This is a genomic window from Acinetobacter brisouisimilis, assembly GCF_000368265.1.
GTDB lineage: Bacteria > Pseudomonadota > Gammaproteobacteria > Pseudomonadales > Moraxellaceae > Acinetobacter.
In genome coordinates, this window is the sequence record NZ_KB851219.1 from 1 (window position 1) to 13,914 (window position 13,914).

Annotated in this window: 11 protein-coding genes, 2 rRNA genes and 1 pseudogene; 7 read left to right on the forward strand and 7 right to left on the reverse strand. The window is 43.6% G+C overall.

The window, feature by feature from the left end:
* The first annotated feature begins 221 nt into the window (after positions 1-221).
* The 4 genes and pseudogenes from F975_RS03665 (at position 222) to F975_RS03680 (ending at position 7,001) form a co-directional block, all read left to right on the forward strand.
* Positions 222-3,115: ribosomal RNA gene (locus F975_RS03665) — 23S ribosomal RNA — on the forward strand.
* A gap of 205 nt (positions 3,116-3,320) precedes the next feature.
* Positions 3,321-3,435, forward strand: a 5S ribosomal RNA gene (rrf, locus tag F975_RS03670).
* Between the two features lie 332 nt (positions 3,436-3,767).
* Positions 3,768-4,367 (forward strand): annotated as a pseudogene (locus tag F975_RS03675) (glutathione S-transferase family protein).
* A gap of 258 nt (positions 4,368-4,625) precedes the next feature.
* Positions 4,626-7,001 carry a YgiQ family radical SAM protein gene (locus F975_RS03680; RefSeq protein ID WP_004750494.1) on the forward strand — a complete coding sequence of 792 codons (2,376 nt, stop codon included), beginning with the start codon at positions 4,626-4,628 and terminating at the stop codon, positions 6,999-7,001.
* 55 nt (positions 7,002-7,056) lie between these two features.
* Here F975_RS03680 and F975_RS03685 read toward each other — a convergent pair whose 3' ends face one another.
* The 4 genes from F975_RS03685 to rplM form a co-directional block, all read right to left on the reverse strand.
* Positions 7,057-7,710: a hypothetical protein gene (locus F975_RS03685; RefSeq protein WP_004750496.1), complete on the reverse strand. Its 654-nt coding sequence runs from the start codon at positions 7,708-7,710 to the stop codon at positions 7,057-7,059.
* Between the two features lie 19 nt (positions 7,711-7,729).
* Positions 7,730-8,140: a ClpXP protease specificity-enhancing factor gene (locus F975_RS03690; protein ID WP_004750497.1), complete on the reverse strand. Its 411-nt coding sequence runs from the start codon at positions 8,138-8,140 to the stop codon at positions 7,730-7,732.
* 147 nt (positions 8,141-8,287) lie between these two features.
* Positions 8,288-8,674, reverse strand: coding sequence for a 30S ribosomal protein S9 (gene rpsI / locus F975_RS03695; RefSeq protein ID WP_004750500.1), 387 nt, complete (start codon positions 8,672-8,674; stop codon positions 8,288-8,290).
* Between the two features lie 12 nt (positions 8,675-8,686).
* The gene (rplM, locus tag F975_RS03700) at positions 8,687-9,115 is read right to left on the reverse strand and encodes a 50S ribosomal protein L13 (RefSeq protein WP_004695096.1); all 429 of its coding nucleotides are present in this window, start codon (positions 9,113-9,115) and stop codon (positions 8,687-8,689) included.
* Positions 9,116-9,580: 465 nt separating this feature from the next.
* On the opposite strand from rplM, the gene pdxA reads away from it, so the two are divergent.
* Genes pdxA through F975_RS03715 form a run of 3 tightly spaced genes read left to right on the forward strand, consistent with a single transcriptional unit; the run spans position 9,581 to position 12,228 of the window.
* Positions 9,581-10,552 (forward strand): 4-hydroxythreonine-4-phosphate dehydrogenase PdxA, encoded by a 972-nt coding sequence (gene pdxA, locus F975_RS03705; RefSeq protein WP_004750502.1) that lies wholly within the window; start codon positions 9,581-9,583, stop codon positions 10,550-10,552.
* Positions 10,553-10,571: 19 nt separating this feature from the next.
* Positions 10,572-11,384, forward strand: a complete 813-nt coding sequence (gene rsmA, locus F975_RS03710) for a 16S rRNA (adenine(1518)-N(6)/adenine(1519)-N(6))-dimethyltransferase RsmA (protein ID WP_004750503.1) — start codon at positions 10,572-10,574, stop codon at positions 11,382-11,384.
* 1 nt (position 11,385) lies between these two features.
* Positions 11,386-12,228 carry a symmetrical bis(5'-nucleosyl)-tetraphosphatase gene (locus F975_RS03715; protein WP_004750505.1) on the forward strand — a complete coding sequence of 281 codons (843 nt, stop codon included), beginning with the start codon at positions 11,386-11,388 and terminating at the stop codon, positions 12,226-12,228.
* Positions 12,229-12,272: 44 nt separating this feature from the next.
* On the opposite strand, the gene F975_RS03720 is transcribed toward F975_RS03715, so the two are convergent.
* The 3 genes from F975_RS03720 to F975_RS03730 form a co-directional block, all read right to left on the reverse strand.
* A complete protein-coding gene (locus F975_RS03720) occupies positions 12,273-12,713 on the reverse strand; it encodes a DUF2147 domain-containing protein (RefSeq protein WP_004750507.1) in 441 nt (146 codons plus the stop codon).
* A 105-nt stretch (positions 12,714-12,818) separates the two neighbouring features.
* Positions 12,819-13,487: an LrgB family protein gene (locus F975_RS03725; protein WP_004750510.1), complete on the reverse strand. Its 669-nt coding sequence runs from the start codon at positions 13,485-13,487 to the stop codon at positions 12,819-12,821.
* A 10-nt stretch (positions 13,488-13,497) separates the two neighbouring features.
* Positions 13,498-13,869 (reverse strand): hypothetical protein, encoded by a 372-nt coding sequence (locus F975_RS03730; protein ID WP_004750511.1) that lies wholly within the window; start codon positions 13,867-13,869, stop codon positions 13,498-13,500.
* Positions 13,870-13,914 lie beyond the last annotated feature (45 nt).

Genomic DNA, 13,914 nt, shown 5'->3' on the forward strand with positions numbered 1-13,914 from the left:
ATTTAATTCAAGATTGACAGTAATGCGTAAGTGTTACGGTTTAATTAAGAATTGAAATGAGAACTAGCAAATTAACTGAATCAAGCGTTTTGGTATATGAATTAGATTGAAGCTGTACAGTGATTAAGTTCACAGTACTTCAAACTGTAAGAGATTGATGAGAAATCATTGATCATGTCTTATTACTACTTGTAGGTAATAACGACTGTTTGGGGTTGTATAGTCAAGTAATTAAGTGCATGTGGTGGATGCCTTGGCAGTCAGAGGCGATGAAAGACGTGATAGCCTGCGAAAAGCTTCGGGGAGGCGGCAAATATCCTGTGATCCGGAGATGTCTGAATGGGGAAACCCACTTACCATAAGGTAGGTATTGCAACATGAATACATAGTGTTGCAAGGCGAACGAGGGGAAGTGAAACATCTCAGTACCCTTAGGAAAAGAAATCAATTGAGATTCCCTCAGTAGCGGCGAGCGAACGGGGATCAGCCCATTAAGTTATATGTGTTTTAGCGGAATGCTCTGGGAAGTGCAACCGTAGAGGGTGATAGTCCCGTACACGAAAGGGCACATATAATGATGACGAGTAAGGCGAGGCACGTGAAACCTTGTCTGAATATGGGGGGACCATCCTCCAAGGCTAAATACTCCTGACTGACCGATAGTGAACTAGTACCGTGAGGGAAAGGCGAAAAGAACCCCTGTGAGGGGAGTGAAATAGATCCTGAAACCGCATGCATACAAGCAGTGGGAGCACCTTCGTGGTGTGACTGCGTACCTTTTGTATAATGGGTCAGCGACTTATATTCAGTGGCGAGGTTAACCGAATAGGGGAGCCGTAGAGAAATCGAGTCTTAATAGGGCGTTTTAGTCGCTGGGTATAGACCCGAAACCGGGTGATCTATCCATGAGCAGGTTGAAGGTTGGGTAACACTAACTGGAGGACCGAACCCACCGTCGTTGAAAAGCCGGGGGATGACTTGTGGATAGGGGTGAAAGGCTAATCAAACTCGGTGATAGCTGGTTCTCCCCGAAAGCTATTTAGGTAGCGCCTCGGACGAATACCATAGGGGGTAGAGCACTGTTTCGGCTAGGGGGTCATCCCGACTTACCAAACCGATGCAAACTCCGAATACCTATGAGTACTATCCGGGAGACAGACTGCGGGTGCTAACGTCCGTAGTCAAGAGGAAAACAATCCAGACCGCCAGCTAAGGCCCCAAAATCATAGTTAAGTGGGAAACGATGTGGGAAGGCATAGACAGCTAGGAGGTTGGCTTAGAAGCAGCCACCCTTTAAAGAAAGCGTAATAGCTCACTAGTCGAGTCGGCCTGCGCGGAAGATGTAACGGGGCTAAAACTATGTGCCGAAGCTGCGGATTTACGCTTATGCGTAAGTGGTAGGGGAGCGTTCTGTAAGCCGATGAAGGTGGATTGAGAAGTCTGCTGGAGGTATCAGAAGTGCGAATGCTGACGTGAGTAACGACAAAACGGGTGAAAAACCCGTTCGCTGAAAGACCAAGGGTTCCAGTCCAACGTTAATCGGGGCTGGGTGAGTCGACCCCTAAGGCGAGGCCGAAAGGCGTAGTCGATGGGAAATTGGTTAATATTCCAATACTTCTGTGTAATGCGATGAGAGGACGGAGAAGGTTAGGTCAGCCTGGCGTTGGTTGTCCAGGTGGAAGACAGTAGGCATGCATCTTAGGCAAATCCGGGGTGCTCTATGCTGAGAGTTGATAGCAAGCTGTACTTGTACAGTGAAGTGGCTGATACCATGCTTCCAAGAAAAGTCTCTAAGCTTCAGTTACACAGGAATCGTACCCTAAACCGACACAGGTGGTCAGGTCGAGTAGACCAAAGCGCTTGAGAGAACTCTGCTGAAGGAACTAGGCAAAATGGTACCGTAACTTCGGGAGAAGGTACGCTGCTGACGGTGATTCTCCTTGCGGGATGAGCTGTTGGCAGCCACAGAAACCAGGCCGCTGCAACTGTTTATTAAAAACATAGCACTCTGCAAACACGAAAGTGGACGTATAGGGTGTGATGCCTGCCCGGTGCTGGAAGGTTAATTGATGGGGTTAGCGTAAGCGAAGCTCTTGATCGAAGCCCCAGTAAACGGCGGCCGTAACTATAACGGTCCTAAGGTAGCGAAATTCCTTGTCGGGTAAGTTCCGACCTGCACGAATGGCATAATGATGGCGGCGCTGTCTCCAGCAGAGGCTCAGTGAAATCGAATTCGCCGTGAAGATGCGGTGTACCCGCGGCTAGACGGAAAGACCCCGTGAACCTTTACTGCAGCTTGACATTGAACTTTGATCTTACTTGTGTAGGATAGGTGGGAGGCTTTGAAGTTGGGACGCCAGTTCCAATGGAGCCATCCTTGAAATACCACCCTGGTAATATTGAGGTTCTAACTCTGCTCCATAATCTGGAGCGAGGACCATGTCTGGTGGGTAGTTTGACTGGGGCGGTCTCCTCCTAAAGAGTAACGGAGGAGTACGAAGGTGCGCTCAGCGTGGTCGGAAATCACGCGTAGAGTATAAAGGCAAAAGCGCGCTTAACTGCGAGACCCACAAGTCGAGCAGGTACGAAAGTAGGTCTTAGTGATCCGGTGGTTCTGTATGGAAGGGCCATCGCTCAACGGATAAAAGGTACTCTGGGGATAACAGGCTGATACCGCCCAAGAGTTCATATCGACGGCGGTGTTTGGCACCTCGATGTCGGCTCATCTCATCCTGGGGCTGAAGCAGGTCCCAAGGGTATGGCTGTTCGCCATTTAAAGAGGTACGCGAGCTGGGTTTAGAACGTCGTGAGACAGTTCGGTCCCTATCTACCGTGGGCGCTGGAAATTTGAGAGGATCTGCTCCTAGTACGAGAGGACCAGAGTGGACGAACCTCTGGTGTACCGGTTGTGACGCCAGTCGCATCGCCGGGTAGCTATGTTCGGAAGGGATAACCGCTGAAAGCATCTAAGCGGGAAGCCTACCTCAAGATAAGATTTCCCTAGGAATTTATTCCTCTAAAGAGCCGTTCGAGACTAGGACGTTGATAGGTTGGGTGTGGAAGCATAGTGATATGTGAAGCTGACCAATACTAATTGCTCGTGAGGCTTGACTATACAACACCCAAGCAGTTGTATATAAAGCTCAATCGATTCATAAAACAGCAAAACAGCTTGATTAAGTTAAGCAAAACGCTAAAATGAACTGCTTAAAGTAAGACTCAACAAACCAATTTGTTAATAACTCATTTGGTACACAGTACGGTAGCAACAAGATCAACGTGATCTGAGCATAAAACCCGAAAATGTCCATAACAGTTGTGCTGGCGACCATAGCAAGAGTGAACCACCTGATCCCTTCCCGAACTCAGAAGTGAAACCTCTTAGCGCTGATGGTAGTGTGGGGTTACCCATGTGAGAGTAAGTCATCGCCAGCTCATTATTCCAGGCACCCTCAACTTAACCGTTGGGGGTGCTTTTTTATGCGTGGATTATGGGTTATTTTAAAATCCATAAGTCAGTTTAAAATTTGCTAAATGGTGATGGTGAAATAATATTTTTAAGCGAGATTCCTGTTCAAGGAAAAGTACTTTATCAAGCAATTATACAAAGTTTAGCAAGTCAACTGAGTAATTATGAGATCTATTTTACAAAGACGAAAAAGCCTATTTATTCAGGTTATAAGAATTAATCATTATTTTCTAATCTTTTGAAATAAGTAGTTTCAAGATTTAAGAGATTAACTTTAAAACAATCTGGAGAATAAACATTGAAAGTCTATGGAGATATGCTGTCTGGAAATTGCTATAAAGTGAAGTTACTCCTTGAATTTTTAGGCATTCAATATGAACGGTTACATATCAATGTACTGAAAGCAGAGAGTCATACACCTGAATTTTTACAGATGAATCCAAATGGTAAAATTCCTGTATTAGTGCTGGATGATGGGCAAATTTTGACGGAATCCAATGCGATTTTGGGCTATTTGGCAGAAGGAACAAATTTTATTCCGACAGATCGCTATGCTAAAGCCAAAATGTATGAATGGATGTTCTTTTAACAGTATAGCCATGAGCCTTTTATTGCAGTTGCACGTTTTATCAATAAATACTTAGGTTTACCCGAAGCTCGTGTTGAGGAATATCATGCATTGCAGCCGAAAGGGCATAAAGCTTTAGCCATTATGGAGCAAGCATTGGGTCAACATGATTATTTAGTCGGAAATGAACTCACTTTGGCAGATATTTCTCTCTATGCTTATACCCATGTTGCTGATGAAGGTGGTTTTGATTTAAACCTTTACCCAAATATTCAAGCATGGTGTCAACGAATTCAAAATTATCCTGCTTATAGGAGCATGGTTGTTTAATTCAATTTAAGTTTTTTGTGCGATTTTTTGTAGATTGATATGAAAAATTCATGGAAGTCAAAGCAATACTTAAGTTTTGAACAGGTTTGATCAAGATTCAAGTTTTTAATTTGATTAAACTTTAAGCGAATTATTTTTTATCTCTTTGTTTTTGCAATTCTTAAATTTACAAAACTGAATGGAATTCATGGTAAAATGATCGGCTTTCATCTTTGATCTATTTTTGATCTTCCATCTGCCAGCCGAGAATTGCTAGCCATGTCTACTGCTTATACTATGCAGACTGCGCCAAAAGCGTTGTTTGATTACGACAAATATTGGGCGTCATGTTTTGAACCCGCACCATTTTTGCCGATGTCACGCGAAGAAATGGATCAACTGGGCTGGGATGCTTGTGATTTTATTTTAGTCTGTGGTGATGCCTATATTGACCATCCATCTTTTGTGTCTGGTGTGATTGGGCGGGTTTTGGAAGCGCAAGGTTTCCGTGTCGGCATTATTTCTCAGCCAGACTGGACCAATGTTGAAAGTTTCCGTGTTTTAGGCAAACCGACCATTGCTTGGGGTGTGACCGCAGGCAACATGGATTCGATGATTAACCGTTATACTGCAGATCGTAAAATCCGCTCGGATGATGCTTATTCTCCTGACAATGTTCCAAACAAACGCCCAGACCGTGCCGCAACCGTTTATAGTCAGCGTTGCCGTGAAGCCTTTCCTGATGTTCCTGTACTTTTGGGTGGTATTGAAGGTAGTTTACGTCGTATTGCGCATTATGATTATTGGTCGGATAAAGTCCGCCGCTCGATTTTGATGGATTCAAAAGCGGATATGCTGATGTATGGTAATGGTGAACGCGCCATTATTGATGTGATGCATCGTTTGGCAAAAGGTGAAAAAATTCATCAGATTACTGATGTTCGTGGTACAGCATTTATTATCAATAAGCTCAACAAACCATCTAAAGCAAAGTTTGTCGAAATTGCCAGTAATGATGTGGATAGCATCGGACGTGTTGATCCGATCATTAATCCGTATGTGATGACGGAAGATATTGATGGCTGTGAAGTTGAAAAAGAAAAAGGCAATTCTTTAGCACAATATCAAAATTTCCAAAAAGAACTGGTTGCAAATCCGATTGTTCGTGAAGGCGACAAGCTAGATGAACATACCCAAGTTGTTCAGTTGCAAGTGACATCTAAAGCCATCAAGCATAAATTGCCACCACGTGAATTAGCGGTGATTCGTTTGCCATCGTTTGAGCAAGTGGCAAATGACCATGTTTTGTATGCACATGCCAACCGTATTTTGCATTTGGAAACCAATCCGGGCAACGCACGCGCCCTAGTGCAGCGTCATGGTGAACGTGATGTTTGGATCAATCCTCCGCCGATTCCATTGACCACTGAAGAAATGGATTACGTGTTTGATTTGCCGTATGCACGGTTGCCACATCCAGTGTATGGTAATGCGCGTTTCCCTGCATTTGATATGATTAAATTTTCGGTGAATATCATGCGGGGCTGTTTTGGTGGTTGTACCTTCTGCTCGATTACTGAGCATGAAGGGCGGATTATCCAAAACCGTTCAGAAGATTCTATTCTGCGTGAAATTGAAAAAATTCGAGATACTGCACCACAATTTACAGGCATTATTTCGGACTTGGGTGGCCCAACAGCCAACATGTATCGTTTGCATTGTAAAGATCCAGAAATCGAGAAGAACTGCCGTAAACCATCTTGTGTGTATCCGGGTGTTTGTCAAAACCTTCATACTGATCATGCACCATTGGTACAGTTATATCGTAAAGCCCGTGAAATTAAAGGCATTAAGAAGATCCTGATTGGTTCAGGTCTGCGCTATGACTTGGCGGTACTCAATCCTGAATATGTCAAGGAATTGGTGCAGCATCATGTGGGTGGTTATCTGAAAATTGCGCCTGAGCATACCGAACAAGGTCCATTATCGAAGATGATGAAACCGGGAATCGGGACTTATGATCGCTTCAAACAAATGTTTGACCGTTTCAGTAAGGAAGTCGGTAAAGAGCAGTACCTGATTCCGTACTTTATTGCAGCGCATCCGGGTACAACCGATTATGACATGATGAATCTGGCGATTTGGTTGAAGAAAAATGGTTTCCGTGCCGATCAGGTACAAACCTTCTATCCATCACCAATGGCAACTGCCACTACCATGTATTATTCGGCGAAAAACCCACTGGCGAAAGTGGCACGTTATACTGAAAATGTGGATGTTGTCAAAGGTGAAAAACGTCGTCGTCTGCATAAGGCATTCTTGCGTTATCATGATCCAAACAACTGGCCATTATTGTGTGAAGCCTTGAAAGAAATGGGACGTGCTGATCTGATTGGTAATTCCAAGCAGCATTTGATTCCAACTTTCCAGCCGAAAGCCGCTGATGGTGAATATAAAGCTGCACGTAAGAAAAATTCGAGTGTGGCGGGTGATTCGCAAAAACGTACTGGTGAAAATACAGCACGTCAGCAAACTTCACAGCGTCAGCAGCCGAAAAAAGGCCAGATTTTGACCCAGCATACAGGCTTGCCACCACGTGAAACAGGCGATCGGAAACGTCCTTTCAATAAGTCGAAACAGAAAAACCGTGCTTAAAGTCTAAAAATAAAAAAAGCCAAGTTGATCTTGGCTTTTTTTATGGGTCGATTATTTAACCAACAATTTGCTGATAAGCACAGTATAAATAACCAATAATGACTAGACCGACAGCAGGTTCTAGAATTTTTGCCCAAGTAGGAATGGCTGCAACAGTAGGTTCGGCAACTTGATGATCGTCGTGATGGTCAGCATGAGAAACCATGTGATTAAACTCCTTGATTGTTTCATCTAATGATACCTGTTTTGTCTCGACAGGTTTAGAGCCAATCAGTTGAATCAAGTTATTTGTTGTCCAAACCCAGTCTTGAGCTTGTCCAGCTAAATAGCTGATTTGCCCAAGTAGCAACTCATTGAGTCCTTTTTGTCCTAAGTGTCCTGTATCATCTAGCTGTTTGAGCTCAGCAAGTTGTAGTGACAACACTTCTTTGAGGCTTTGTTCAAAATCAAGTTTGCTCAGCGTCGATTTATTATGCGCCGATGTAGTCATATGTCGTGCGACTTGCTGAATATACAATTGATCTTGCTGCTGTAATTCCAGATAGACACGGCTGGCATTTTGCTGCCATTCAGTGATCAGTTTGCCTAAAGCCAAAGCATTTAACTCGAGCAACAGGGCTTGTCGTTCTGCTGGAGAAAATTGATTGAGAAGCTGAGGCTTTTGAATTCGTGTTTGCTCAGCAAAATAATGAAATAAATCAAAAGCCATGAACTCCTCCTTAAGAGCGCTAATCGACTATTCTTAAACTTGGTTTTTTCTTCGGTGTTTCTGGTTCTGGGTTTTCTGTTGTTGGACTTATATTTGCATATTCGCTTGCATCAAAAAAGAGCCCTTGACCATTTTCACGGGCATAAATCCCAATAAGTGCTGCAAATGGTACATAAATATTTTGTGCCACACCACCAAAACGAGCAGAAAAACTAATTGCTTGGTTGTCCATGTGTAGTTGATGTACGGCATGCGGTGCAGTATTTAAGACAATTTGCCCATCTTTTACAAATTGTGCAGGAACATTGGTGTTCGGTTGAGTCGCATCGACCAAGAGATAAGGCGTAAGCTGATTGTCGCAAATCCATTCGTAGATTGCGCGTGCCAAATATGGGCGTGTAGGGGTTAAATTAATTTCTTGATCAGACATAACAAAGCTCTAAATATTTCTTAGTACACAAATTACTATACCGATTTTTGTTGCATCATGTCATGGTTTTGACATAGTTCGTACATTATATCGGGCATAAAAAAACCTCGGTAAAACCGAGGCCTTTTGTCCAATTCGGAAAACGAATTAACGTTTAGAGAATTGAGGACGTTTACGTGCTTTACGTAAACCAAGTTTCTTACGTTCAACTTCACGAGCATCACGAGTAACGAAACCAGCTTGACGAAGAACAGGTTTTAAAGTTTCGTCAGCAGCGATTAATGCACGAGTAATACCGTGACGGATCGCGCCAGCTTGACCACCGATACCACCACCAGCAACGGTGATGTAAAGGTCAAATTTTTCAGTAGCTTCTAAAAGCTCTAAAGGTTGACGTACAACCATACGAGCAGTTTCACGACCGAAATATTGCTCTAAAGTACGGTTGTTGATAACGAGTTTACCTGTACCAGCTGACAAGAAAACACGTGCAGTTGCGGTCTTACGGCGACCTGTACCATAATTAGTAGCCATGTGCTGTATCCCTTAGATGTCCAAAACTTGTGGCTGTTGAGCAGCGTGTGGATGCTCAGTACCAGCGTACACTTTCATTTTTTTGATCATTGCATAACCAAGAGGACCTTTTGGCAACATACCTTTTACTGCTTTTTCAAGAACAGCTTCAGGTTTGTGAGCGATTAACTTCTCGAAGTTAGTCTCACGGATACCACCAGGGAAACCAGTATGGCGATAGTATTTCTTATCAAGCGCTTTTTTACCAGTCACTTGAATTTCTTCAGCATTGATAACAACGATATAGTCGCCAGTGTCAACGTGAGGAGTATAAGATGTTTTATGCTTACCGCGTAAACGACGAGCGATTTCAGTCGCAAGGCGACCTAAAGTTTTGCCAGAAGCATCAACAACGTACCAGTCGTGTTGAACTTCAGCAGGCTTAGCGCTGAGAGTTTTCATTAAACCACTACCTATTATAGTTGGTTTGGACTATGGAATCTGTCCAAACAAAAGGAGACGCGATTCTAAACGAAAACGTTAAGAATCACAAATGAAAATACGAATTTCAAGCGCTGTATTTTAAGCCAACTACAAACAAATAAAAAGCCTTTCGTGCAGTATTTTTTGTGTATTCACATATCATTGGTAAATTGATACTTAAACTAAAAAATAATCAAGATAAATAAAAACTTATGTTGTCGCTGGTAAAATTAGCAGAGTTGGCCGAAAAGATGACATTGGCTTTATTGAAATGGGTAAGGATTAAAGTCTTTTTTTGTTGCAATGCCGTGTATTGCGCTAAAGGCTTCTTACTTTGTATTTTCAGCAGCTGAGTATTTTTTAAGGCTTTTACCAATATAGACACTGAACTTTGATGGCAGAAATTTTATAATAAGTAAAATTTCTGAAAAGTAAGAGAAAGCCATGCTCCCTTTATATGTCACCAGTGGTGAACCTGCAGGAATTGGCCCAGATATTTGTTTAAGTTTGGCTGATCGAACAGATGAGCGCCCGATTGTGGTACTGGCTGATCTTCAAATGTTGAAAGATCGTGCTAAAATTCTGCAAAAAAAAATTGAACTGATTGAATATAAAGGACAAAGTGAAGTCTTGCCACAAGGACAACTATATGTTGAACATGTGCCTTTAAATACTGATGTGGTTTTGGGTGAATTGAATCCTCAAAATTCAGCCTATGTTTTGGAACAATTGCGTCGTTCGGCTGCATATGCCATGCAAGGCAAAAGTGTTGGGGTTGCAACTGCACCCGTGCAAAAATCGGTGATCAATGATGCGGGAATCCATTTTAGTGGACATACCGAATATTATCAGGAGTTTGCAGGGGTGGAACGGGTAGTGATGATGCTCGCTACTAAAACCCTGCGCGTAGCTTTAGCCACGACTCATTTGCCTCTGCGTGAGGTTGCTGATGCTATTACCACAACGCGGTTACAGCAAGTGATTGATATTTTACTACATGATTTAAAAAACAAATTTCAGATTGCAAAGCCACGTATTCTAGTTTGCGGCTTAAACCCGCATGCGGGTGAAGGTGGTTATTTGGGGCATGAAGAAATCGAGGTGATCAATCCTGTTTTAGAACAGTACCGCGCATGGGGTGAACAGCTCAGCTTGTGTCTGCCAGCCGATACTTTATTTACTCCTGAACATTTGCAACATGCTGATGCTGTACTTGCCATGTACCATGATCAGGGCTTACCTGTGTTAAAATCACAAGGTTTTGGTGAAGCGATCAATATTACTTTAGGTTTGCCATTTATTCGGACTTCAGTTGACCATGGCACAGCACTGTCACTAGCAGGTACAGGGCAGGCAAAAAGTTCTAGCTTGCATGTCGCAGTCGATTTGGCACTAAGCCTCGCTCACTCGTTATAATTTTTCTTGGAAATTGTCTATGTATCAAATTAATGCCCTAAACCCGAAAGAAGAAGGGCATCAGGCGCGGAAACGCTTCGGGCAGAACTTTTTGCATGATCAGCGTGTGATTGCCAAAATTGTACGCTCTGTAAATCCACGTACAGGTGACAATATTGTTGAAATTGGCCCAGGTTTAGCAGCGCTGACTTCGCCATTGATTGGTGAATGTGATGCCTTGACGGTGGTTGAATTAGACCGTGATTTGGCAGCAGGTTTGCCGAATCGCGTACCGCATCCTGAGCGTTTAACTATTGTTGAAGCCGATGCATTAAAGTTTGATTTTAGTCAGCTTTTTCAGGAAGGTCGCCCACTGCGTGTGGTGGGGAACTTGCCGTATAATATTTCGACGCCTTTGCTGTTTCATCTCTTGGAATTTGGCGGTAAAGTCAAAGACATGCATTTTATGTTGCAAAAAGAGGTGGTTGATCGCATCACGGCTGTACCCAATACCAAGGAATACGGGCGTTTGTCTGTGATGATTCAGTATTATTGCCAGCCAACATTCCTGTTTGAAGTGCCACCAGGCTCATTTAACCCACCGCCAAAAGTTACCAGTGCTGTATTCCGTCTAGTCCCGTATGCTGAAAAACCGATTGTGGCAAAAGATGAACAGGCTTTGACGCGTTTGGTCGGTCATGTGTTTACTCAGCGCCGTAAAACGCTACGTAATAGCCTAAAAGGTATGTTGCGTGAAGATGGCTTTGAACAAGCTGGGGTTGACCCGATGGCGCGCCCAGAAACCCTAACATTGGCACAGTTTGTTGCACTTTCCGATCAAATGGTTGCTTGAAATGACAACACGCTATAACTATGTAATTGGTGATCTGCAAGGCTGCTTTGAAGCATTAAAACTGTTACTCAAACAGATTCAGTTTGATCCTGATCAGGATTTTCTCTGGTTCACGGGTGATTTGGTCGCACGTGGTGAGAATTCTTTAGGAGCGCTACGTTTTGTCAAAAAACTGGCGGAACGAGGTAGTGCGGCAACAGTCTTGGGTAATCATGACCTGAACTTGCTGGCATGTGCACGTAATATCAAAAAAATCAAAGCAAAAGATCAGACACAAGATATTATTGACGCAATTGATAGTGATGAACTGATTGATTGGTTGCGCCGCCAACCGCTTTGTCTGTTTCCAAATGAAAAGACGATTTTGACCCATGCTGGTATTCCGTGTATTTGGTCAGCCGAGCAAACGGCGGAACTGGCGCAGGAAGTTCAGGCGGTAATTGGGCATGAAGACTTTGCCGTAGTGGATGCTTTTTTGGCGCAAATGTATGGGGCAATGCCTGACTTGTGGGAAGATCATCTGCAAGGGCATGAGCGGCTGCGTACCATTACCAACTATTTGACCCGTATGCGTCTAACCAATGCCGAAGGACGTCTGGAATTTTCGTTTAAAGATAGCCTGGATGCTCCGATGCCAAAAGGCTTTTTACCTTGGTTTGAGTTTGATGGTCTGACGACCCGTACGCACCAGATTGTATTTGGGCACTGGGCTGCATTGGCAGGCAAAACCATCAGTGCACAGGTACAAAGTGTGGATGGTGGTTGTGTGTGGGGTGGAACCTTACTGGCATACCGTCTGGAAGATCGAAAGTTGTTTGCCGTAGAGAATCCAGTTCTGGTCTAAGTCTCAAAAGCGGTCATTGTATGATGATCGCTTTTGATTATAATTTAATTTTCTCGAATCCAGACTTGAGTGCGTCCAAGTGTTGAAATGCCTAAATAACCACGTAACTGTAACAGACGTCCGTTTGAGAGTAACTTCCCTTTGACACTGTAGATCTTGCCAGTTAGAGGATCAAGGATTTTTCCTCCGCCATAGTTGTCATTGCCCATAGGCTTTAAGTCATGAATAATATCTAAACCTAAAATGGGTTTGTTGTTATACGGTGCAGGACAATTGCTACAGGTTTCTTTGGGCACATAGCCTGGTCGCGGAGTAACCTTGATGATTTTCCCGATATAATTGCCGTCTTTTTCTTGGCGAATCTGAATCACTGCTTTAGGCGATCCAGTCTTATCATCGATTTGTTTCCAAGTTCCACGAATATCCGTTGCAAAACTCAGACTACTACATGCTGACAAAGTTAAAATGAGTGGTAATTTCCACATGCTCAACGCTCCTCTGTAATTTCCCTATTGAATGAGCAAAAATTATTCTAAAAGAGAAGTAAAGCAATAACAATCGCACTCACTCCCGAAGTGAGAACTCATGAGTTAATGTAGTAAATGGATCACAATGGGTAGCCAAATTGCGGTAAATACCCCATTAACTGCCATGCCAAAAGCAGCATAACGACCTGCAACTGAACCACGTTGCCACGCCTGTACTGTACCAATGGCATGTGCTGCAAGTCCTAAAGCCAATCCTGAAGCACGTTCATCATGAATATGGCGCAAAATTAGCCCCGAGAAACTAGCACCAATCAGCCCTGATAAAATCACAATCAAAATCACTAAACCAATCGGTGAACCGAGTAAGGTCGCAATATTAATTGCAATTGGTGTTGTCACTGCACGGGTAGCGAACGCCAAAATTGTAGGCTGTGCCATATGTAGCAGATAAGCAAGGCTCATTGGGAGGGCAACGGCACTAACACTGGCAAAGACCAAAATACCTGTTAAAGATTTGAGCGGTAAATCATCATAACGCATGGTGGCCAGTGGTATCGCGAGCGCAACCGTCACATAACCGAGCAGCCGCCCAAAAACATCATGTGTGCCTTGCATATATTGTTCATAAGGTAGGCCTAATACAGATAGAAGCCCCACCACACAAAACATGCCAATCACTAAAACGGGGACGCGTGGCACATAGCGGCTAATCAATTTTGCGATCAGGTAGGCGACCAAGGTGACTGCAAAGCTAAACAGTACAATATTCATGAATTGCTCCTTATAACCAGCGTTTGGCCATTTTGGCGTAAACCCAAAGCGGAATCAGGGTACTGACCACCAACACCACAAGAAAGAGTGGAATTTCTTTGCCCATATGTACAAGGGTAATCAATGAGCCAGCACAGACAGGCAAAAAGGCAAAGGCACTTTCCCGCATGATTTTGTTGTTGCTGTCGATCAGGCGTAGTGAAATTGGGCGGAACCTGCGCCAGATACTAAGAACCAGAAGCAGCGCCAATAAGCCAGTCAGATTGCCCAGTTCAGGGAAATGCAGTTGCGTCATGATCCATAACGCAGCTTCACGAAATAAAATGATGAGCGAAATATTGGCAATCCATGCTTGCCAGTCGATGGTTTTTATTCCATTCATGGTGAGATCTTCGTGGTTTGGGGGCTGTCAAGATCACACAGCCCT

Excerpts from the sequence above, each read along its gene's own strand:
- F975_RS03680 (WP_004750494.1), top strand. The coding sequence starts at position 4,626 with ATGTCTACTGCTTATACTATGCAGACTGCGCCAAAAGCGTTGTTTGAT.
- F975_RS03685 (WP_004750496.1), bottom strand. The coding sequence starts at position 7,710 with ATGGCTTTTGATTTATTTCATTATTTTGCTGAGCAAACACGAATTCAA.
- F975_RS03690 (WP_004750497.1), bottom strand. The coding sequence starts at position 8,140 with ATGTCTGATCAAGAAATTAATTTAACCCCTACACGCCCATATTTGGCA.
- rpsI (WP_004750500.1), bottom strand. The coding sequence starts at position 8,674 with ATGGCTACTAATTATGGTACAGGTCGCCGTAAGACCGCAACTGCACGT.
- rplM (WP_004695096.1), bottom strand. The coding sequence starts at position 9,115 with ATGAAAACTCTCAGCGCTAAGCCTGCTGAAGTTCAACACGACTGGTAC.
- pdxA (WP_004750502.1), top strand. The coding sequence starts at position 9,581 with ATGCTCCCTTTATATGTCACCAGTGGTGAACCTGCAGGAATTGGCCCA.
- rsmA (WP_004750503.1), top strand. The coding sequence starts at position 10,572 with ATGTATCAAATTAATGCCCTAAACCCGAAAGAAGAAGGGCATCAGGCG.
- F975_RS03715 (WP_004750505.1), top strand. The coding sequence starts at position 11,386 with ATGACAACACGCTATAACTATGTAATTGGTGATCTGCAAGGCTGCTTT.
- F975_RS03720 (WP_004750507.1), bottom strand. The coding sequence starts at position 12,713 with ATGTGGAAATTACCACTCATTTTAACTTTGTCAGCATGTAGTAGTCTG.
- F975_RS03725 (WP_004750510.1), bottom strand. The coding sequence starts at position 13,487 with ATGAATATTGTACTGTTTAGCTTTGCAGTCACCTTGGTCGCCTACCTG.
- F975_RS03730 (WP_004750511.1), bottom strand. The coding sequence starts at position 13,869 with ATGAATGGAATAAAAACCATCGACTGGCAAGCATGGATTGCCAATATT.